The organism is Kribbella sp. NPDC056861 (assembly GCF_040687575.1).
Classification (GTDB): Bacteria; Actinomycetota; Actinomycetes; order Propionibacteriales; family Kribbellaceae; genus Kribbella.
Genome location: NZ_JBFBNQ010000002.1, coordinates 31,229 through 51,598 on the forward strand (window position 1 = coordinate 31,229; position 20,370 = coordinate 51,598).

General features: G+C 68.6%; 19 protein-coding genes. 9 read left to right on the top strand and 10 right to left on the bottom strand.

The features are described from left to right. Positions 1 to 162: 162 nt before the first annotated feature. From AB0P21_RS07190 to AB0P21_RS07205, 4 genes are all read right to left on the bottom strand, one after another. On the bottom strand, positions 163 to 1,170 hold the full coding sequence (locus tag AB0P21_RS07190) for a pirin family protein (RefSeq protein ID WP_363694488.1): 1,008 nt from the start codon (positions 1,168 to 1,170) through the stop codon (positions 163 to 165). Positions 1,171 to 1,234: 64 nt separating this feature from the next. After that, positions 1,235 to 2,215, bottom strand: coding sequence for an esterase family protein (locus AB0P21_RS07195; RefSeq protein ID WP_363694490.1), 981 nt, complete (start codon positions 2,213 to 2,215; stop codon positions 1,235 to 1,237). A 110-nt stretch (positions 2,216 to 2,325) separates the two neighbouring features. Continuing rightward, on the bottom strand, positions 2,326 to 3,375 hold the full coding sequence (locus tag AB0P21_RS07200; protein WP_363694491.1) for a PHP domain-containing protein: 1,050 nt from the start codon (positions 3,373 to 3,375) through the stop codon (positions 2,326 to 2,328). A gap of 97 nt (positions 3,376 to 3,472) precedes the next feature. Next, on the bottom strand, positions 3,473 to 4,042 hold the full coding sequence (locus AB0P21_RS07205; RefSeq protein WP_363694493.1) for a WHG domain-containing protein: 570 nt from the start codon (positions 4,040 to 4,042) through the stop codon (positions 3,473 to 3,475). A gap of 47 nt (positions 4,043 to 4,089) precedes the next feature. Here AB0P21_RS07205 and AB0P21_RS07210 point away from each other — a divergent pair, with 47 nt between their 5' ends. Continuing rightward, complete coding sequence (locus tag AB0P21_RS07210) at positions 4,090 to 5,247, top strand: GDSL-type esterase/lipase family protein (RefSeq protein ID WP_363694495.1); 1,158 nt, start codon at positions 4,090 to 4,092, stop codon at positions 5,245 to 5,247. Here AB0P21_RS07210 and AB0P21_RS07215 read toward each other — a convergent pair. After that, positions 5,218 to 6,444: an MFS transporter gene (locus AB0P21_RS07215; protein WP_363694498.1), complete on the bottom strand. Its 1,227-nt coding sequence runs from the start codon at positions 6,442 to 6,444 to the stop codon at positions 5,218 to 5,220. The two genes, AB0P21_RS07210 and AB0P21_RS07215, sit on opposite strands and share 30 nt — an antisense overlap. 86 nt (positions 6,445 to 6,530) lie before the next feature. On the opposite strand from AB0P21_RS07215, the gene AB0P21_RS07220 reads away from it, so the two are divergent. The 8 genes from AB0P21_RS07220 to AB0P21_RS07255 all read left to right on the top strand — a co-directional run bounded on the left by AB0P21_RS07220 (position 6,531) and on the right by AB0P21_RS07255 (position 15,116). Further along, positions 6,531 to 7,478 (top strand): LysR family transcriptional regulator, encoded by a 948-nt coding sequence (locus AB0P21_RS07220; RefSeq protein WP_363694500.1) that lies wholly within the window; start codon positions 6,531 to 6,533, stop codon positions 7,476 to 7,478. Beyond that, complete coding sequence (locus AB0P21_RS07225) at positions 7,438 to 8,661, top strand: helix-turn-helix domain-containing protein (protein ID WP_363694502.1); 1,224 nt, start codon at positions 7,438 to 7,440, stop codon at positions 8,659 to 8,661. Before AB0P21_RS07220 ends, AB0P21_RS07225 begins: the two co-directional genes overlap by 41 nt. Positions 8,662 to 8,740: 79 nt before the next feature. Then, entirely contained in the window at positions 8,741 to 9,931 is a 1,191-nt protein-coding gene (locus AB0P21_RS07230; protein WP_363694503.1) for an acyltransferase domain-containing protein, read from the top strand. Between the two features lies 1 nt (position 9,932). After that, positions 9,933 to 10,931, top strand: coding sequence for a beta-ketoacyl-ACP synthase III (locus AB0P21_RS07235; protein WP_363694505.1), 999 nt, complete (start codon positions 9,933 to 9,935; stop codon positions 10,929 to 10,931). A 73-nt stretch (positions 10,932 to 11,004) separates the two neighbouring features. Next, positions 11,005 to 11,256 carry an acyl carrier protein gene (locus tag AB0P21_RS07240; protein ID WP_333486519.1) on the top strand — a complete coding sequence of 84 codons (252 nt, stop codon included), beginning with the start codon at positions 11,005 to 11,007 and terminating at the stop codon, positions 11,254 to 11,256. 156 nt (positions 11,257 to 11,412) lie between these two features. Continuing rightward, a complete protein-coding gene (locus AB0P21_RS07245) occupies positions 11,413 to 12,648 on the top strand; it encodes a beta-ketoacyl-ACP synthase II (protein WP_363694507.1) in 1,236 nt (411 codons plus the stop codon). 67 nt (positions 12,649 to 12,715) lie between these two features. Continuing rightward, positions 12,716 to 14,140 (top strand): carboxyl transferase domain-containing protein, encoded by a 1,425-nt coding sequence (locus tag AB0P21_RS07250; protein ID WP_363694509.1) that lies wholly within the window; start codon positions 12,716 to 12,718, stop codon positions 14,138 to 14,140. Between the two features lie 103 nt (positions 14,141 to 14,243). Next, a complete protein-coding gene (locus AB0P21_RS07255; RefSeq protein WP_363694511.1) occupies positions 14,244 to 15,116 on the top strand; it encodes a hypothetical protein in 873 nt (290 codons plus the stop codon). Between the two features lie 215 nt (positions 15,117 to 15,331). Here AB0P21_RS07255 and AB0P21_RS07260 read toward each other — a convergent pair whose 3' ends face one another. From AB0P21_RS07260 to AB0P21_RS07280, 5 genes are all read right to left on the bottom strand, one after another. After that, positions 15,332 to 15,829, bottom strand: coding sequence for a DUF3145 domain-containing protein (locus AB0P21_RS07260; RefSeq protein ID WP_363694513.1), 498 nt, complete (start codon positions 15,827 to 15,829; stop codon positions 15,332 to 15,334). A gap of 171 nt (positions 15,830 to 16,000) precedes the next feature. Then, positions 16,001 to 17,014, bottom strand: a complete 1,014-nt coding sequence (locus tag AB0P21_RS07265; protein ID WP_363694515.1) for a LacI family DNA-binding transcriptional regulator — start codon at positions 17,012 to 17,014, stop codon at positions 16,001 to 16,003. Positions 17,015 to 17,058: 44 nt separating this feature from the next. Further along, on the bottom strand, positions 17,059 to 17,889 hold the full coding sequence (locus AB0P21_RS07270; RefSeq protein ID WP_363694517.1) for a carbohydrate ABC transporter permease: 831 nt from the start codon (positions 17,887 to 17,889) through the stop codon (positions 17,059 to 17,061). Further along, on the bottom strand, positions 17,886 to 18,854 hold the full coding sequence (locus AB0P21_RS07275) for a sugar ABC transporter permease (protein WP_363694519.1): 969 nt from the start codon (positions 18,852 to 18,854) through the stop codon (positions 17,886 to 17,888). The genes AB0P21_RS07270 and AB0P21_RS07275 overlap by 4 nt, the downstream gene beginning before the upstream one ends. Continuing rightward, a complete protein-coding gene (locus tag AB0P21_RS07280; RefSeq protein ID WP_363694521.1) occupies positions 18,851 to 20,137 on the bottom strand; it encodes an extracellular solute-binding protein in 1,287 nt (428 codons plus the stop codon). The genes AB0P21_RS07275 and AB0P21_RS07280 overlap by 4 nt, the downstream gene beginning before the upstream one ends. Positions 20,138 to 20,370 lie beyond the last annotated feature (233 nt).

Here is a 20,370-nt window from a genome sequence, read left to right on the forward strand (position 1 = left end):
GCGTACTGCGTGACAGCGGCAGGTGGCCGGCGTACTGCGTGACAGCGGCAGGTGGCCGGCGTACTGCGTGACAGCGGCAGGTGGCCGGCGTACTGCTGGTGCGGGTGCCTGCGGCTGCGTTGGCGAAGGGCTGTGGTGCGGCGAGCTGAAGAAAGAACAGGCTCAGCGCGACCGAGGGCGAGGTTTGAGGCGGGTACCGGGCAGCGGCGGCGCAGGCAGCGGGTCGCCGTCGTAGCCGGGGACAGCCGGGAAGCGGTCGGTGCCACCGGCATCGATCGACGCCATCCAGTCGTTGCGGGCAGCAACGATCTCCTCGTGCGTGCGGCCGATGAAGTTCCACCACATCACCAGCTCCTCTTCGAACGGTTCGCCGCCGAGGAGTAAGAAGCGGGCACCGTCAGCTGACGTCAGGAAGATGGAGTCACGACCGGTGCCCAGGTAGAGCATTTCGCCGAAGCCGGCGGTCAGGTCGCCGGCAACCAGCGAGCCGGCGACCACCAGTACGGCGTACTCGAAGGCCAGGGTCAGCGGGAGGGTGAGGGAGCGACCAGCGGCGAGTTGGAAGTCGGCGCCGACGAGGGGCGTGTACGCCGGGGCGGGTGAGGTGACGCCGGCGACCGTGCCGATCATCACGGTGGCGCGGGCGCCGTCGAGGTCGAGCACCGGCAGGTCGGCGTACGTGTTGAAGTGCGGTGCGACCGCAGTACGGTCCGAGTCGGGAAGTGCGACCCAGAGCTGGGCGCCGTGCAGCCGCGGCGGGCCGTCCGGGAGCGAGACCTCGGAGTGCGCGATGCCGTTGCCGGCGGTCATGATGTTCAGCTCGCCGGGGCGCACCATCGCGTGCGAACCGACGCTGTCGCGGTGCTCGATCTCGCCCTCGAACAACCAGCTCACCGTCTGCAGGCTGGTGTGCGGGTGCGGCGGTACGAGCATGCCGCGCTCCCCCGGTCCGTCGTACGAGTCGACGCGGGCGCTCAGGTCGTCGGGACCGTAGTGGTCGACGAAGCACCAGGCGCCGACCATCCGGCGGTTCTTGTTCGGCAGCAACCGCCGGACCTTCGTCGTACGTCCGAGGAGGACCTCGCGAGCCTCCAACAGTTCCAGCACCTGGCTCTCCGCGCCTTCACCGCCGCAGACACCCTCGGCCGGGTCCTTCTCGAGATTGCTCATGCTCCAAGTATCACCACGGGGGTCAGCCGACGAGCTGACCCCCGTGACGAAAGCGAGGTGGCGATCAGGCCTTGCGCAGCCTGGCGATCATGCCGTCGAGATCGCGGCTGAACATGTTGCCGCGGAAAATGTGCCCGCCCGGCTCCTCGTGCCACTCGTGCCCGATCCCGGCGTTGCCGAGCAGCGCACGGAACTCGCGTTGCCCCGCGAGCACCTGGGTCTCGTTGATCGTGTCGAACCAGTTGACCGGGTCGGGGCTCGTCCCGGCGACCAGGAAGACGCGCTTGTTGCGGTAGCTCTCGATCCGCTGGCAGGGGTTGTCGGCGTTGACGCGCGCCTCGTCCCAGAACGGTACGCCGTACACGGTGCCGCCGTTGAGGTCGAGCGCAGCTGAGGACGCGTTGGCCCAGTGAGTGACGAGGCCGGCGTCGCGGCGCAGGCTGGCGGGGCCGGAGTGCGCGCTGACGGAGGCGAAGTGGCCGTAGTACTTCGCGGCGTACTTGAGTGCGCCGAAGCCGCCCATCGAGAAGCCGGCGACCGCGCGGCCGTTGTACTCGGCGTACGTGCGGAAGTTGGCGTCGATCCACGGCAGCAGCTGGGCGATGTGGAAGGTCTCCCAGTTGCGGGCGCTGACGTTGGAGCTGACCGGGTTGGAGTACCAGCCGGCGTGGCCGCCGTCGGGCATCACGACGATGATCGGGCGGCCGGCAGTGAGCTGCCGGATCCCCCAGCGGTCGAAGGTGATGAAGTCCTGGTCGGTGCCGCCGCCGTGCAGCAGGTAGAGGACCGGGTAGCGGCGGCCGCTGTTGTAGTCGCTGGGGAGCAGGACGTTGACGCCTGGGTTCCAGCCGACGGCGCTGGTCTGGAACCGGTAGTACTTCATCCGCGGGTCGGCCTCGTTGCGGTCGACGATCCGCAGGCCGAAACCGTCACCGGCCGCGCTGGCGGTGGATCCGGTGGCGAGCACGGTCCCGGCTCCGAGGCCGATGGCCGCGGTCAGGCCGCCGGCGGCTCTCAGGACGGTTCTACGGCTGATCTCGTTCATTGACTACACCTCCAGTGAGTGGCGTTGCGCCACTGGGCGATCACAGAGTGTTGGTAACTAAATACCATACTCAGGTGAGTCAATGGTGAATAAGTTGCAGTGAGCGGCGTCTAGGACGCGATCCACTCGCGCAGATCATCCGCTGACCAGGTGTTGATGACCCGGTCCGGGGACACCTCGCACTCCTCGGCCCGCTCGCAGCCGTAGATCTGCCAGTCGAGCTGCCCGGGCGCATGAGCGTCGGTGTCGATCGAGAACACACACCCCGTCTCCACCGCCAGCGACAGCAATCGGCGCGGGGGGTCGAGACGCTCGGGCCGGGAGTTGATCTCCACCGCGGTACCGAACTGCTTGCAGGCTTCGAACACAACCTCGGCGTCGAACTGCGACTCCGGCCGCGTGCCACGATCCCCGGTGATCAGGCGCCCGGTGCAGTGGCCGAGTATGTCGACGTGCGGGTTGGCGATCGCGCGGACCATTCGCTCGGTCATCGCCTCGGAGTCCATCCGGAGTTTGGAGTGGACGCTGGCGACGACCACGTCGAGGCGGGCGAGGATCTCGCTGTCGCAGTCGAGGGAGCCGTCGTCGAGGATGTCGACCTCGATGCCGTTCAGGATCGTGAAGCCGTCGAGTTCGTCGGCGAGCTTCTTGTTGAGTTCCGCGACCACGTCGAGTTGCTGTAGCCGCCGTTCGCGGGACAGGCCGTTGGCGATGGTCAGCCGCGGCGAGTGGTCGGTAAGCGCCATGTACTGGTGTCCGAGCGCAGCCGCAGTACGGGCCATCTCCTCGATCGGGCTACCGCCGTCGGACCAGTCGGAGTGCAGGTGCAGATCGGCCTTCAGTTCGGCGCGCAGCGCGACCCCGGCGCCGGCCGTGGTCAACTCCCCCGCGGCCTTCTCCAGCTTCAGCAGGTACGAGGGGGTCTCGCCGTCCATCGCCTCGACGATCACGGCCTCGGTCTTCGGCCCGATCCCCGCCAGCTCGGTCAACGTCCCGGCGCGCCGCCGAGCCCGTACTTCGGCCGCCGGCAAACCCTCGATCGTGTCCGCCGCCCGCCGGTACGCCTTCACCCGATGCGTCGGCTGCCGCTCCCGCTCGAGGAAGTACCCGATCTGCCGCAACGCCTCCACCGCGGCCTCGACACCCGCCCGATCACTCATCCCCCCATCATGCCGCCTCCCGGGGACAACCCGCCTCAGCCGCTGCCAGTACTTCGTACGCCAGCCGCCAACCCGTGCTCGAACCTCAGAGCCAGCGTCAATCCGCCGGCCAATTGCTCAACGTCAGATCAAGCGCGGTCAGGGCCATCGTCCACGAGAGGTCTGACGAGCGAGAGGTATGCCGGAAGGAGCCTGTCAGCTCAAGGGTGATGTAGCCATGCATCGTGGCGCCGAGCAGCCGGATGGCGTCGATCTCCGCGTCCGGAGACAACCGGTAGGCGTGCAGGATCGCGCGGGTCAGGTCAGCATGCCGGCGGGCCGGGGCGGCGGCGAGGCTGTCGGCGGCCAGGTCTTGTTGCATCGCGGCGTACCGGCCGGGGTGTCGCGTCGCGTAGTCGCGGTAGCAGTTGGCGAAGGCCAGCAGAGCGTCTTTGCCTGCGCGGCCGGCCATGGCGGCGGCGACTATGTCGGCGAGTTCGGTGAAGGCGAGGGCGGCCACTCGGATGCGGAGGTCGTGGGCGTTCTTGATGTGGGAGTAGAGGCTCGCGTCCTTCACGCCGAAGTGGCGGGCCAGGGCCGAGACGGTGACGTTGCCGAAGCCGATCTCGTCGGCCAGTTCGGCCGCGGCCTGGGTGAGGCGGTCGGCGGTCATTCCCACGCGGGGCATCCGGGTCCTCCAGAAAGTATTTGCCTAGTACCTCTAGGATAGTACCTATGAGTTCCTGGATACAGACCCCGATCGATCAGAATCTCGTCCGAGGAGCGGTCGAGCTCGAGCGCACCCAGTACGGCGTACTGCCGCATCGACTGCCGGCCTGGGCTCGGGCGCAGACCGCGGACGGGCAGCTCGCGATGGCCGAGGCGCAGCCCTCCGGCGTGCGGCTGAGCTTCCGCACGACTGCCACCGAGATTGAGCTGGACGTGCTGCCGACCAAGGTCCGGTACGCCGGTGCGCCGGCAGGCCCCGACGGCGTGTACGACCTGCTCGTCGACGGCAGGCTCACGGCGCAGGCCAGCTCGGCGGGCGGCAACGTCTTCACCCTCGACCTCGCGACCGGATCGACGGAGTTCGCGCCCGGTGAGCCGACCACGGTCGGCTTCAGTGAACTGCCAGGCACCGACAAGACGATCGAGATCTGGCTCCCGCACCGCGAGCGGACCGAACTAGTTGCCCTGCGCACCAATGCCGAGATCGAGCCACAGACCCAGCAAGACAGGAAGGTCTGGCTGCATCACGGCAGCTCGATCAGCCATGGGTCGAACGCGGACAGCCCGACCCAGATCTGGCCGGCCCTGGCGGCGGCGCGAGCCGGTGTCGAGCTGACCAACCTGGGCTTCGGCGGCAGCGCGTTGCTCGATCCGTTCACCGCGCGGACGATGCGCGACCTGCCGGCCGACCTGATCAGCGTGAAGCTCGGCATCAACCTGGTCAACCTCGACCTGATGCGGCAGCGCGCGTTCGGCCCGGCCGTGCACGGATTCCTGGACACCATCCGCGACGGTCACCCGACCACGCCGCTGCTGGTCGTGTCGTCGATCTACTGCCCGATCCACGAGGACACCCCCGGCCCGGGCGCGCCGGACTTCAGCGGCGGCACGGTGCAGTTCATGGCGACCGGTGATCCGAACGAGCCCGGCAAGCTCACCCTCAACTGGATCCGCCAAGAGCTGGCAGCCATCATCGCGGTCCGGGCGAAGACCGACCCGAACATCAGCTACCTCGACGGCCGCGAACTGTACGGCGAGAAGGACTTCGCCGTACGCCCGCTGCCGGACCAGCTGCACCCCGACAACGCCACGCATCACCAGCTGGCCGAGCGGTTCGCCGATCTCGCGTTCGGGCTAGAGGGTCCGTTCAGCGGAAGCCGCTGACAGCTCTCGCCGGGGAAGCAGCAACGGCGTCGCAAGAATCAACACCCCGGCGACAGCGACCGCCACCCGGGGCGTGCTGACAGCAGCCAGCACGCCCCACAGGGCAGTCATCAGCGCGATCACCGCCTTGCTGGAGATCGACCAGGCCGACAGCGTCCGCGCCACCCGGTCATCAGGCGTCTCCGTCAATCGGTACGCGGCGAAGAGCGGCATGAAGATCCCCATACAAGTGATCAGCCCCAGCTCCACCAGGATGACGATCAGCAGCCCGGACACCCCCGGCCGCACGAAGGCCAGCCCGAGCAACCAGAACGCGCGCAGCCAGCCCGTGACCATCAACACCCGATGGGCGCCGAAGCGCGCGGCCAACGGCGCCGACAACCGCGACCCGATCAACCCGCCGATGCACGGCAACCCGAAGGCCAGCGCGTACTGCCAAGGCGCGAACCCGAGCTCACCAAGCATCAGTACGGCGAGCAGCGGCGCGGTCGCCATGATCAACCCACTGGTCAATACTCCGTTGAAGAACAGCAACCGCAGCGCCGAATGCCCAAGGATGTAACGCCACCCGTCGAGCAGATCCGCCAGCCTCAACCGCTCGCCACGGCGTACAGGCGGCGTCTCCCGCAGCCGAATCGCGCGCACACTCGCGGCCGACACCAGATAGCTGACCGCATCCACCAACACCGTCACGACCGGCCCGAACACACTGATCGACGCGCCACCCAACGGCGGCCCGATCATCGTGGCCGTCCACGTGGTCGACTCAAACCGTCCCGTCGCGACCAGCAACCGCGATCGCGGCACCACAGCCTTCAGTACTGCGCCAGTCGCGGCGGTGAAAGCGTTGTCGGCGGCACCGACCACGACCGAGACGACCACCAATTGCAGAAAGCTGAGCCACCCGAACCAGTACGCCACCGGGATCGTCACCAACGCGCCGAACCGCACCAGATCCATCCCGATCATCACCGGCACCTTGCGCCGGAACTCCACCCAAGGCCCGAGCGGCACCGCGACCACAGCCCCGACCGCCAGCCCGGCGGCGGCCAGCAACGACACCTGACCAGGCCCCGAGTGCAGCACCAGAATCGCGATCAACGGGAACGCGTCGAACGCGAACCAGGTCCCGACCGTGCTCACGGCGTACGAGGTCCACAACCAGCCGAACTGCCGGCCCAGCTTCCGTTCACTCACCCGACAGATCCAAGCCCGCCACCCCGGGCCGGCTCAAACAACGACCCGCTCGGCGAGCCACAACCCGACGTTGTAGAACAGAGTCCGTGGACCTCGACGCCGTGCGCACCTTCGTCGCCGCAGCGGCCACCGACAAGTTCCAGGACGCCGCCGACGATCTCCGGATCACCCAGCAGGCCGTCTCCAAACGCATCGCCGCGCTGGAGAAACACCTCGGCAGCAAACTCTTCACCCGTACTGCGCGGGGCGCGCAGCTCACTCTCGACGGCCAGGCGTTTCTCCCGCATGCGCGCCGGCTGCTCGAGGTCGAACGGCAGGCGTTCAACTCCGTCCAGCCCGCTAACCGCGCTCTCCGGGTCGATGTGATCGGCGGCTTTCTCGCGCCGGCAGGGCTGGTCAGAGAATTCCATCGCGTGCAGCCGGACGTCGAGCTGGACATCGTCACGCTGCCGGACGGTGAGACAGCCGTCGCCGCAGTACGCGATGGCTCGATCGATGCGACTTTCCGCTGGCTCACCATGCCGCCGGCCGAACCGGAGATCGACAGCCTCCGCGTGTTCGACGAGCCTCTGCAGCTCCTCACCGGCCCCACACACCCGCTCGCCGACACCCCAAGCCTCACCCTGGGTGATCTCGAAGACCGCACCATCTGGATGCCAGGCAACATCGCCGGCACCGAGTGGGCCGCGTACTACGACGAGCTGGCCGCCGCGTTCGGCTTCACCATCGACACGGTCGGACCGAACTTCGGGGTCGACGCCATGCTCGACGCGCTGGCGGAGTCCCCCGATCGCGCCACCTTCGTCGGCGAGCAGACCCGGCTGCGCTGGCCGGACGCCTACGACCTGCGCCGGATCACTCTGCACAACCCAACCCCGGTCTATCCGCACTCGCTGATCTGGCGCACCAGCAACCGCCACCCAGCACTGGCTGCACTTCGCACTCACCTGCGAACCACAACCTCCTCTCCGACAGGCTCTGTATGGTCAGGACGTGGTGACCAAGCGGGAGCTCAAGGAGCTCAAGGAACATGAGGCACGCGCCGAGCGGCTGCAGGCCGCGACCGGCGCCCTCGCCACCGCCGCGACCGCCGCGATGGACGAGAAGCTCCCCTGGTTCAGCCAGCTCTCCGCGCAGGACCGCTCCTGGATCGGCCTGGTAGCCCAGTCCGGCATCACCGCGTTCGTCGACTGGTTCCGTGATCCCGAGGTGCACGCCTCGATGCCGACCCGGATGTTCGGCTCCGCGCCACGCGAGTTCACCAGAGTGATCTCGCTGCACCAGACCGTGGATCTGCTGCGGACCACGATCGAGATGATCGAGCACACGATCGGCGACCTGCTGCCGGCTGACGACGTACCGGCGGTGCGGGAGTCGATGCAGCGGTACGCCCGCGAGGTCGCGTTCGCCGCCGCCACCATCTACGCCCAGGCCGCCGAGATGCGCGGCGCGTGGGACGCCCGGCTCGAAGCGCTGGTGGTCGATTCGGTGATCCGCGGCGAGGCCGACGAGTCGGTCCGATCGCGCGCCTCGGCCCTCGGCTGGACCGGCACCAGTACTACGGGCAGCACCTCGTCGGAGGTCGCCGTGGTCGTCGGGCGAGCTCTGGAGACGGAGTCCGGCAGCGCCAACGTGGCCGACGCAGTACGGCATGCCGCGCGCGAGGCGGGTGCTGACGCGCTGTGCGCGATGCAGGGCGATCGGCTGGTGGTGGTACTCGGTGGTACGAGCAAACCTGTCGAGATCGTACAAAAGCTGATCGGCTGGTTCGGACCTGGTCCGATCGTCGTCGGACCGGTCGTGAAGGACCTGATGTCGGCCGTCACCAGTGCCCGGGCAGCAGTCGCCGGTCTCCGCGCCGCTCCCGCCTGGCCAGGTGCCCCGAGACCCGTTCAAGCGGATGAACTGCTGCCCGAGCGATCGCTGTCCGGAGACGGTCACGCCCGCCGCCAACTCGCCTCTGACGTCTACGGCCCGCTCACAATGGGCGACGGAGTACTGCTCGACACTGTTTCGGCCTACCTCGACTCAGGTGGTTCCATCGAGGCGACGGCCCGGGCGATGTTCATCCACGCCAATACTGTCCGGTACAGGTTGAAGCGTGTGGGCGATCTCACGGGCTACTCGCCGTCGAATCCGCGCGACGCTTTCACGCTCGGTGTCGCACTGGCCCTCGGGCGCCTGCTCAACCCGGAGCCAGGATCGTCGCTTTTGTAGGAACCCTACAAAGTCCTGCGGGTAGAATTCGTGCTGCTTTCCGCACCACGAACCGCAGTACTCAGGGAGAGTTGTCAGCGTGCTCGTCATCGCCGCGCCCGGACAGGGCGCCCAGACCCCAGGATTCCTCGAGCCGTGGCTGGCGGATCCAGTCTTCGAGAACCGGCTGAACTGGCTGTCCGCGGTCGCCGGTCTCGACCTCGCCCACTACGGCACGAAGGCCGACGCGGAGACGATTCGCGACACCGCGATCGCCCAGCCGCTGCTGGTCGCGGCCAGCATGCTGTCGGCGCTGGCGCTGTTCCCGCACCCGGGTGACGCGTTCGAGAAGATCGGCGCGCTGGCCGGTCACAGTGTCGGTGAGATCGCGGCCGCTGTCGGCGCCGGCGTGATCACCGGCGAGCAGGCGATGGTGCTGGTCCGGGAGCGGGGCAAGGCGATGGCGGCCGCGTCCGCGCTGACCCCGACCTCGATGACCGCGGTGCTCGGGGGAGACCGCGACGAGATCCTGGCCAAGCTGGCGCAGTACGGGCTGACCGCCGCCAACGACAACGGCCCCGGCCAGATCGTTGCCGCCGGCACCGTTGAGGAGCTGGCCGCGCTGCAGGCCGACCCGCCGGCCAAGACCCGGCTGATCCCGCTCTCGGTGGCCGGCGCGTTCCACACCCGGCACATGGAGCCGGCCGTCCAGACCCTGGCCGGCTACGCCCGCTCCATCACCACCCACGACCCGCGCACCCGGCTGATCTCGAACCGGGACGGCCAGATCGTGCACGACGGCCGTGACGTACTGCGCCGGCTGGTCCAGCAGGTCAACGCGCCGGTCCGCTGGGACCTGTGCATGCAGACGATGGCCGACCTGCAGGTCACCGGCATCCTGGAGATGACCCCGGCCGGCACGCTGACCGGGATCGCCCGGCGCGCACTCAAGGGTGTCGAGGTGTTCGCGCTGAAGACGCCGGACCAGCTCGACGACGCCCGCGCCTTCGTGGACAAGCACGGCAGCCCCTCCGACATCAACGCGCAGCCCACCTGGCGGCTGCTGGTGGCGCCGATGAAGGGCACGTTCACCCGCGAGGGCCAGGTCACCCGTGAGGCGGGTGACACGGTCGAGGCCGGCGAGGTGGTCGCGATCGTGAAGAGCCTCCGCGACGAGGTCGAGGTCCGCGCGCCGCACGGCGGCAGCGTGGTCGAGTGGCTGGTGGAAGAGGGCGACCCGGTCGCCCCAGGGCAGCCGCTGATCCGGCTGCACCCTAGTGGAGTGAGCTGACATGCCCGGACAGATCACGGAATCGATCCCGACCGCCCACGCTTCGGTACTGGGCCTCGGCTCGTACCGGCCGCGCCGGGTGGTGCCGAACTCGGTGATCCTGGAGCAGATCGACTCCAGTGACGAGTGGATCCAGACCCGCTCCGGGATCAAGGAGCGGCGCTGGGCCGACGACGACGAGACCGTGCTGATGATGTCGGCGAACTCGGCCAAGGAGGCGCTCGCCGACGCGGGCATCGACCCGGCCCAGATCGGCTGCGTCATCGTCGCGACCGTCACGCACCTCTACCAGACCCCCGCGATCGCGACCCAGGTCGCCGTCGCGGTCGGCGCGCCCACCGCGGCCGCCTTCGACGTTTCCGCCGCCTGCGCCGGCTTCTGCTACGGCATCGCGCTGGCCAACGACATGGTCCGCGGCGGCAGCGCCAAGTACGTGCTGGTGGTCGGGGTCGAGCGGCTCAGCGACATCACCGACCGGACCGACCGCAGTACGGCGTTCATCTTCGCCGACGGCGCCGGCGCGGCGGTGGTCGGTCCGTCCGAGCAGACCGGGATCGGCCCGGTGGTCTGGGGCTCCGACGGCACCCAGCACGAGGTGATCAGCCAGAAGGAGTCCTGGAAAGAGGCGCACGGCAGCTACCAGTGGCCGAACCTCACCATGGACGGCAACCCGGTCTTCCGCTGGGCGTCCTTCGAGATGGCCAAGACCGCCCAGCAGGCGCTGGACGTGGCCGGGGTGAAGGCCGAGGACCTCGACCTGTTCGTCCCGCACCAGGCGAACATGCGGATCACCGACGCGATGCGCCGCACCCTGAAGCTGCCCGACACGGTCAAGGTCGCCCGCGACATCGAGCGGCAGGGCAACACGTCGGCCGCGTCGATCCCGCTCGCGATCGCCACCATGCGCGAGAGTGGCGAGGCGAAGAGCGGTGACCTCGCTCTGATCATCGGCTTCGGCGCGGGCCTGACCTTCGCCGCTCAGGTGATCCGGCTCCCGTAGTACCCACTGTTGTCCGGGACGGCTCAAGTGGCCGGCCCGGCTAGTTATGCACACATTTTCGAAAGGGAACACACTGATGGCCAGCACCGAAGAGATCCGCTCCGACCTCGCCGAGATCGTCAACGAGATCGCCGGCATCCCGGTCGAGGACGTCCAGCTGGACAAGTCCTTCACCGACGACCTCGACGTCGACTCGCTCTCCATGGTCGAGGTGGTCGTGGCCGCCGAAGAGAAGTTCAGCGTCAAGATCCCCGACGACGAGGTCAAGAACCTGAAGACCGTCGGTGACGCCGTCGCGTTCATCGAGCGCGCGCAGAACGGCTGATCGACTCCTTTTCTGGAATCGGTCGTGCTGGCAGCCGTGGCGGGCTCACCGGATCGCGAGGTCCGGTGAGCCGCCGCTCCAGCAGCCCCCGCCGGTACGCCGTACCGGCCTCCCCTGGCTCCACCACCCGCTGATACGCCGAAGGATGAGGTAACCATGTCGAAGACCCGAGTCGTAGTCACCGGGCTCGGAGCGACGACCCCGGTCGGGGGCGACGTCGCCAGCACCTGGGAGGCGCTGCTGGCCGGCAGGTCCGGCGCGAAGCTGCTGACCGCCGACTGGGTCGAGGAGCTGCCGGTCAAGATCGCCGCCCCCGCCGCCGTCGAACCGACCGAGGTGATCGAGCGGGTCAAGGCCCGCCGGCTGGACCGCAACGCGCAGTTCGCCGTCGTCGCCGCCCGCGAGGCCTGGGCCGACTCCGGCCTGGCCGACGTCGAGCTCGACAAGACCCGGCTGGGCGTGGCCATCGCCACCGGGATCGGCGGCCTGATGACCACCCTGGCCAACTACGACCTGCTGCAGAAGGGCCCGCGCCGCGTCTCGCCGCTGGCGATCCCGATGCTGATGCCGAACTCGGCCGCCGCCAACGTCGGCCTCGAACTGGGCGCGCTGGCGGGCGTCCAGACCCCGGTCTCGGCCTGCGCCTCCAGCAACGAGGCGATCTCGCTGGCCGCCGACCAGATCCGGCTCGGCCGCGCCGACATCGTCGTCGCCGGTGGCGCCGAGGGCTCGATCGCCGGCCTGCCGCTGGCCGCGTTCGGCCAGATGATGGCGCTCAGCAAGCGCAACGACGAGCCCGAGCGCGCGTCCCGTCCGTGGGACGCCGACCGCGACGGCTTCCTGCTCGGTGAAGGCGCCGGCGTGCTGGTGCTGGAGTCCTACGAGCACGCGATCGCCCGTGGCGCGAAGATCTACGCCGAGTTCGCCGGCGCCGGCATCACCGCCGACGGTCACGACATCGTGCAGCCGGACCCGACCGGTTCGGGCGCCGAGCGCGCGATGGTGCAGGCGCTGCGCGAGGGCGACCTGTCCACCGGCGACATCGTGCACATCAACGCGCACGCCACCTCCACCCCGGCCGGCGACGTCGCCGAGGCCGTGGCGATCCGCAAGGCGCTCGGCAAGGTCGCCGACACCGCCGTGGCGACCGCGCCGAAGTCGATGGTCGGTCACCTGCTGGGTGCGGCCGGAGCGGTCGAGTCGATCGCCACCGTGCTCGCCCTGCACCACCGGATCGTCCCGCCGACCATCAACCTGGACAAGCTCGACGACGGTGTGCAGCTCGACATCGCGACCGAGCCGCGCAAGCTCGCCGACGGGGACATCGCGGCGCTGAACAACTCGTTCGGCTTCGGCGGTCACAACGTCGCGCTGGCCTTCAAGTCGATCTGATTTCTCCGTGGGGCCGGGTCTCCCCGGCCCCACTTTCAGTTGCACCCCACTCTGCCCGGGAGATGCCATGACCACCGCCCCTGCGAAGCCGGCCAAGCTGCCGCGCGACGAGGATCCCCGCAACCCGGTCTCCCGGCTGACCGCCTTGTTCGACCCCGGCACGCTCGAGCTGATCACGCCCGACGACCTGTCCGGGATGCTCGCCGCCCGCGGCACGATCGCGGGCGCGAAGGTGATCGCCTTCTGCTCCGACGCCACCGTGATGGGCGGCGCGATGGGCGACCAGGGCTGCGAGGTCGTGGTCCAGGCGTACCGGGTGGCCCGGGACGAGGAGCTGCCGATCGTCGGGCTGTGGCACTCCGGCGGCGCGCGGCTGGCCGAGGGTGTGCTCAGCCTGCACGCGGTCGGCAAGATCTTCTACGAGATGACCCAGGCCTCGGGCAAGATCCCGCAGATCTCGGTGGTGCTCGGGCCGGCCGCCGGCGGCGCGGCGTACGGGCCGGCGTTGACCGACATCGTCATCCTCGGCCCGGAGGGACGGATCTTCGTCACCGGTCCGGACGTGGTCCGCTCGGTCACCGGCGAGGACGTCGACATGCTCCGGCTCGGCGGTCCCGAGCCGCACGGCCGGCGCTCCGGCGTCGTGCACATCACCACCGACTCCGAGGCCGCCGCGATCGACAAGGCCCGCCGGCTGGCCGATCTGCTCGCGAACCAGGGTGAGGTGTCCGGCGACGTCGCCGACACCGACCTGTCCGGTCTGCTGCCGGAGTCGGCCAAGCGCGCGTACGACGTCCACCCGCTGGTCGGCGGTGTGCTCGACGAGGAGTCCGGCGTCGAGCTGCACCAGCGCTGGGCGCCGAACATCGTCACCACGCTCGGCCGCCTCGGTGGCCGGACCGTCGGGGTGATCGCCAACAACCCGCTGCGTCTGGGCGGCTGCCTGGACGCGTTGTCGGCGGAAAAGGCCGCCCGGTTCGTGCGGACCTGCGACGCGTTCGGCGTACCGATGGTGGTGCTGGTCGACGTCCCGGGATATCTGCCGGGTGTCGGTCAGGAGTGGGACGGCGTCGTACGCCGAGGCGCCAAGCTGCTGCACGCCTTCGCGGAGTCCGTCGTACCGCGGGTCACGCTGGTCACCCGCAAGACCTACGGTGGCGCGTACATCGCGATGAACGCGCGCTCGCTCGGCGCGACCCGAGTGTTCGCCTGGCCGCGCGCCGAGGTGGCCGTGATGGGCGCCGTCGCCGCGATCCGGGTGCTGCACCGCCGCCGGCTGGCCGACGTCGAGCCGGACCTGCGCCCGCAGGTGGAGGCCGAGCTGGCCGCCGAGCACGAAAAGATTGCCGGAGGCATCGAACGCGCCCGCGAGATCGGCGTCGTCGACGAGATCGTCGAGCCGGCCAAGACCCGGTCGGCACTGGCTGCCGCGATCGCCACCGCCGAGGCGGGCGGCCGCGTCCGCGGTCGGCACGGCAACATCCCGCTCTAGCCCGGCCAGGGTGTACCGCCGGCCTCCGATGGGAACCGGCGAGGCCATCGCCTGCGTCGATACTGGCGAGCTGTCATCTGAACTCACGGAGGAACCACCGCCCATGCGCAAACCTTTCATCGCTGCCGTCGGAGCAATCGCCCTGGCCGGTACCGCCCTCACCGCCCTGCCCGCCAGCGCGGCTGTCGGCGACGTACCGGCGGAGTGCGCGGTCTACACGACTGCCTACCGCTCCGACGGCCAGCGGCTCTCCTACGGGTACGACGCCCGTAAGACGAGCATCACGTCGTACCCCGGCGACAAGCTGACCTGGGTGCCGTCCGCGCAGCAGCAGATCGGTGGCGCCGGTGACACCGACCTGTTCATCAGCAGCGAACTGGTCACGCACCCGACCGACGGCTACCTGTACGACCTGGAGCGTCGCGGCGAGCGCACCAACGGGGTCTGGAAGATGACCAAGAACACCGCCACCCGGATGTCGTCGGGCTTCGCCAACACCCGCATCCTCACCATCGGCACCTACGTGTACCGCGTCGCCGGCACCGCCCTGTACCGCTACACGTTGACCTACACCGGCGGCAAGTACGTGGTGTCCGCGCCGACGACGCTGAAGGCGACCGGCTGGGATGCGGTCAAGACGCTGACCTACGAGCGCACCGAGGGCACCGGCGCCGCAGCGGTCGACGTACTGATCGGGACCAAGACCAACGGTGAGCTGAAGGAGTGGCGGGTCAACCTGGCCACGCCCACCACGATCGGCTCGACGGTTCTGCAGTCGACCGGATGGTCGAGCTTCGGCAGCTTGAGCAGTGGCTACTGCCAATCGCATCAGGCCGGCCGGCCGCTGCTCGGCATCACCCCGGCGGGGGCGGCTTCGATCTACTTCGACGCCAACCAGACCGACCGGATCGGCACCGACATCAAGGGTGGTTCGCTCGGTGCGCTGAACTGGACCGCGAAGTCGTACGGCCAGTAAAAAGCCAGGGACAAAGGGAAAGGGCGCGGACCGTGAGGTCCGCGCCCTTTCACGTGGTGCGGCCGCTGTTTGCGACAACCGGGGGTGTCCCGACACCCGGTGGCCCCAGCGGCCACGACTGTGGCGACTCAGTGGAACGTCTGCTCATAGCATTGTCGAAAAAGGCGAGGAAGTCTCCTGTTTCTTGACTTTCTTCTGAAGTTCTCAGGATCTGGTCAGACCACCTGGTGCAGCCAGCGGACCGGCGCGCCGTCACCGGCGTACCGGAACGGCTCGAGCTCGTCGTCCCAGGGGCGGCCGAGCAAACGCTCGACCTCCTCGGTCAGATCGGCCTCGCCGCTGACGGCCTTCAGCATCGCCGCCTTCAGCCGGTCCTCGGGCACCATGATGTCGCCGTGCACCCCGGTTGTCGCGTGGAAGACCCCGAGGGTCGGAGTGAAGGAGTACCGCTCACCCTCGACGCCGTTGCTCGGTTCCTCGGTGACCTCGAAGCGGAGCTTCTGCCAGCCACGCAGCGCGGACGCCAGCTTGGCCGCGGTACCGCTCGCTGCCTGCCAGGACAGCTCCGCGCGATAGGTGCCCTGTGCCGCGGGCTGCGGCGTCCAATCAAGTTTCACGGGCACGCCTAGGATGCCGCCCGCTGCCCACTCGACATGAGGGCACAACGCTGACGGCACGGTGTGGACGTATAAAACGCCACGAGTCGTCGCCACCGGGACCTCCTGTGCTCGAGCTGCGCCTTCCCCAGCGTTCTCGAACAACTGCCGTCGATCCCGGACGGCGACACCCATACTGCACCACGGAACCCTTGGATACCAGCAACATCGCCGTGTCAACCACATCACCGTCGTGTCGCAATCCGGAACCGGCCGGTCCGCAAATGGTCACACCGAGGAGCGGATCACCAACTGGGTGGGCAGGATCAGCGGGCTCGGCTGGTCGCCGGACATCAGCGCCAGCAGCATCTTGGCCATCTCCCGGCCGAGCGCGTGGATCGGCTGGTTGACCGTGGTCAGCGGCGGCTCGGTATGACGGGCGCTGGTGATGTCGTTGAAGCCGACCAGGGCGACATCGGCGGGCACCGACCGGCCGGCCTTCGACAACACCCGCAGCGCGCCGATGGCCATCTGGTCGGAGGCGATGAAGACGCCGTCGAGATCGGGCGCGCGGTCCAGCAACCTCGTCATCGCGAGGCTGCCGCCCTCCTCGCTGAAGTCGCCGTGATCGATCAGGCTGTTGTCGAGACCCGCGACCGCGAGCGCGTCCTGGAAGCCTTGCAGCCTGGCCATCCCGGCGCCCTCGTCCAGGCGGCCGGTGATGGTGGCGATCCTGCGGCGGCCGGCCGCGACCAGGTGCTCGGTCGCGAGCCGCGCTCCCCCGCGGTTGTCGGCGTCGACGTAGTACCGGGGTTCGAAGTTGAGCGGGCGGCCGCCGAAGACGACCGGTACCGAGGCGTTGTCGGCGAGCGCGGCCAGCGGGTCGTCGCCGTGCAGTGACATCAGCATCACGCCGGCGGCCTGCCGCGTCCGCAGTACCTGCTCGAGCCTGGCCTGGCCCCGCGACGAGGTCGCCAGCGACAGCATCAACTCGAGCTCGGTCTCCTCCAGCACCGAGTTCACCCCGACCACGATCTCGGCGAAGAACGGGTCCGCGAACATCGCCGGGTCGTCGCCGGAGATCGCCAGCACGACGGCGCCGGCCTGCTGGGTGGCCAGCGCGCGGGCGGTCGCGTTCGGCACGTAGCCGAGATCGTCGATCGCCCGCTGGACCGCCTCACGCTTGGCCCTGCTGACGTGCGGCGCGTTGTTGATCGCCCGGGAGGCGGCCGATCGCGACACCCCCGCGCGCTCGGCGACCTCTTCGAGCGTCGGCTGCCGCCTCGGTGTCTCCGTGGTCACCTGCTGGTTCTCCTTCGCCTGGCCTGGCCGAAACCCTATCCCGGTCACGAGCGCACGGCTCCATCCATGATGCCGCCGATGATTTGGCGGCCGAACAGGATGAACACCAGCAGCAACGGCACCGTCGCGATCAGCGTGCCGGAGAACATCAGGGTGTAGTCGGTGTAGTACTGCGTCGCCAGCTGGCTGAGCGAGAACTGCACCGTCGGGTTGTCCGCCTCCAGGATCGCGAGCGGCCAGAGGAACTCGTTCCAGGTGCTCATGAAGGTGAACAACCCCAGTACCGCGGCGCCGGGACGCAACGCGGGCGCGACCACCCGGACGAACAGCCCGAAGGTGCTGCAGCCGTCCAGCCGCGCGGCCTCGATCAGCTCGTCCGGGACCGCGCGTTCGGCGTACTGGCGCATCAGGAAGACGCCGAAGGCGGAGACCAGGAACGGCACGATCACCGCCTGCAACTGGTTCTGCCAGCCGAGCTTCACCATCACCATGTAGAGCGGCACGATGCCCATCTGGACCGGCACCATCATCGTCGCCAGTACTGCGATCAGGAACGCGTTGCGGCCCCGGAACCGCAGCTTGGCGAAGGCGAAGCCGGCCAGCGAGGAGAAGAAGACCACCGAGACGGTGACCGCGATCGAGGCGATCATCGAGTTCGCCAGCCCGCGCGCGAAGTGCGCCTCCTCGGCGCTGAACAACCGGCTGACGTTCTCACCGAGGTTGCCACCCGGGATGAGCGGCGGCGGCATCTGGCCGACCACGTCGTTGGAGCGGGTGGCCACCACGAACAGCCAGTAGAGCGGGAAGACCGACAGCACCAGGCTGATCAGCAGAGTCAGATAGACGAGGGTGTTGCCTTGGGTACGGCGTCTCACTGGGTGCCACCCTTCCAGCGCCGGGCGATCAGCGCGTTCACGACGCCGACCACGACGGTGAGCAGGAAGATCGCCCACGCGATCGCCGACCCGTAGCCGTAGTCGAAGTTCTGGAAACTCTGCTCGAACATGTACATCGCGATGGTCTGGAACTGCCGCAGACTGCCGCCGGAGATGTCGCCCTGGCCGAACAGCAGCGGCTCGGTGAACAGCTGCATGCCGCCGATGATCGACATCACCACGGTGAAGATCAGGGCCGGCCGGATCAACGGCACGGTGATCGATCGGAACTGCCGGATCGGTCCGGCCCCGTCCAGCTCGGCCGCCTCGTACAGATCACGCGGGATGGCCTGGATCGCGGCCAGGTAGATCAGCGCGTTGTACCCCGTCCAACGCCAGTTGACCATGCTGGAGACCGCGATCCAGGACGACGTCTTGCTCGCCTGCCAGTCGATCGGGCCGATGTCGATCAGGCCGAGCAGACCGTTGACCAGCCCGGTGTCGCGGCCGTACAGCTGCCCGAAGACGATCGCGACCGCCGCCACCGAGGTGACGATCGGCGCCAGCACGCCCAGCCGGAACATCATCAGCGCCCGGATCGGCCGGTTCAGCAGTCCCGCGATGATCAGCGCGAAGCACAGCTGCGGCACGGTCGACAACACGAACAGGCCGAGCGTGTTCACCATCGCGTTCCAGAAGTCCGGATCGCCGAGCAGCCGGGAGTAGTTCTTCAGCCCGACGAAGCCGGCGTCGCCGGTCAGATCCCAGGCCCGCAACGAGACCCAGGCCGTGTAGAGCAGCGGGAACAGCCCGAAGAGCGCGAACAGCACGAAGAACGGCGTGATGAAGAAGTACGGCGAACCGTGCAGGTCCAGCCGGTTGCGGCGCTCGGCCCAACTCACTTTGCTCTTCCGCCGCCCGCCCGCTGCCTTCGCAGCGGGCGGGCGGATCAGAGTCGTGCTCACTTGTCGACTGCTCGCTTCGCGTCGGTCAGCGCCTTGGTCCAGGCCTGGTCGGGCTGCAGCTTGCCCTGCTCGACCGCGGTGAGCGCGTCGCCGACGCCGTCACCGACCACCTGGTTGTCGGGGCCGAGGTAGACCGGCTTCAGGTCCTTGGCGGACTGGCCGAAGATCTTGCCGACCGGCGCGTTGTTGAAGTACGCGTTGACGGCACTCGAGACCGCCGGGTCGTCGATCGCCTGCGGCGACGACGGGAAGTTGTTCTTGGCCTTGAACGCGGCCGTCTGACCGGCCGGGTTGGTCAGGAACTTCGCGAGCTCGGCAGCCTCCTTGGGGTGCTTGCTCTGCGCCGGTACTGCGAGGAACGACCCACCTCGCACCGCGCCTTCACCCGGCACCCGGGCGACGTCCCACTTGCCCGCGTTCTCGGGGCCGGCCTGATCCTTGATGATGCCGAGCATCCACGCCGGGCACGGGATGGTGGCGAAGGTGCCCTTCTTGAAGCCCGCGTTCCAGGCCGGGCTCCACATCTGCAGCTTGCCGGACAGTCCGGCGCCGACCATCGCGACCGACTGGTCCCAGGCCGTCTTGACCCCGGGGTTGCTGTCCACGATCAGCTTGTTCGAGCGATCGAAGTACGTGGTGTCGCCCTGCTGCATCAAGATGTTCTGGTAGACCCCGCCGACGGTGTCGAAGTAGCTCGCCCCGGTGCCGGCGGCAACGAACTTCTTGCCGGTGGCAAGGTATCCGTCCCAGGTCGGCCAGAGCGCGCCGACCTTCTCCCGGTCGGTCGGCAGCCCGGCCTTGGCGAACAGGTCGGTGCGGTAACACATGCCCTGGGCCCCGATGTCGGTGCCGAGGCCAACCAGTTTCTTGCCGTCCGGGGTCAGCGCCTGCTGCCACTTCCAGTCCAGGAAGTTGCCCTTCAGGTCGCCGGCGCCCTGGTCGAGCAGGTTGACGAACTGGTCGGGCTTGCCCATCAGCTTGATCAGGATGCCCTCCTCCAGCGCGACCACGTCGCCCGCGCCGCTGCCGGCGGTCAGCCACTGCTGCAGCTTGGGCGTGTAGTCGGCCAGCTTGGCGATGTTGTCCTGCTTGACCTGGACGTCCGGGTGGGACGCCTCGTAGCTCTTGATCAGGTCGTCGTAGCCGAACTGCCCGAAGGTCTTGATCGTCAGCGTCACCTTGCCGTTCGCCGACTCCTCGCCACCGCCCCCGCAGCCGGTCGCCAGCAATGCCACGCTCACGCCCACGGCGGTTGCCGAGGCAAGCGCTTTCCTGATTCGCATGAAGAAACCTTTCCACTCCACCTACGGATTTTTGGGAGCGCTCCCAGCACTGCGGACGCCGAGGCCACGGTGACGCCGCTGAGTCAGCTCCGGCAGAACCCGATAAGACTGAGGGGCGGTACTCGGGTTCGAAACTGGGAGCGCTTCCGGTTGACCATAAGGCACCGTGGTCTTCTTGTGAAGAGCAGATTTCGCGCTCGTTTCAGTCTTGACACACCCGGGCGCCGTCGGCA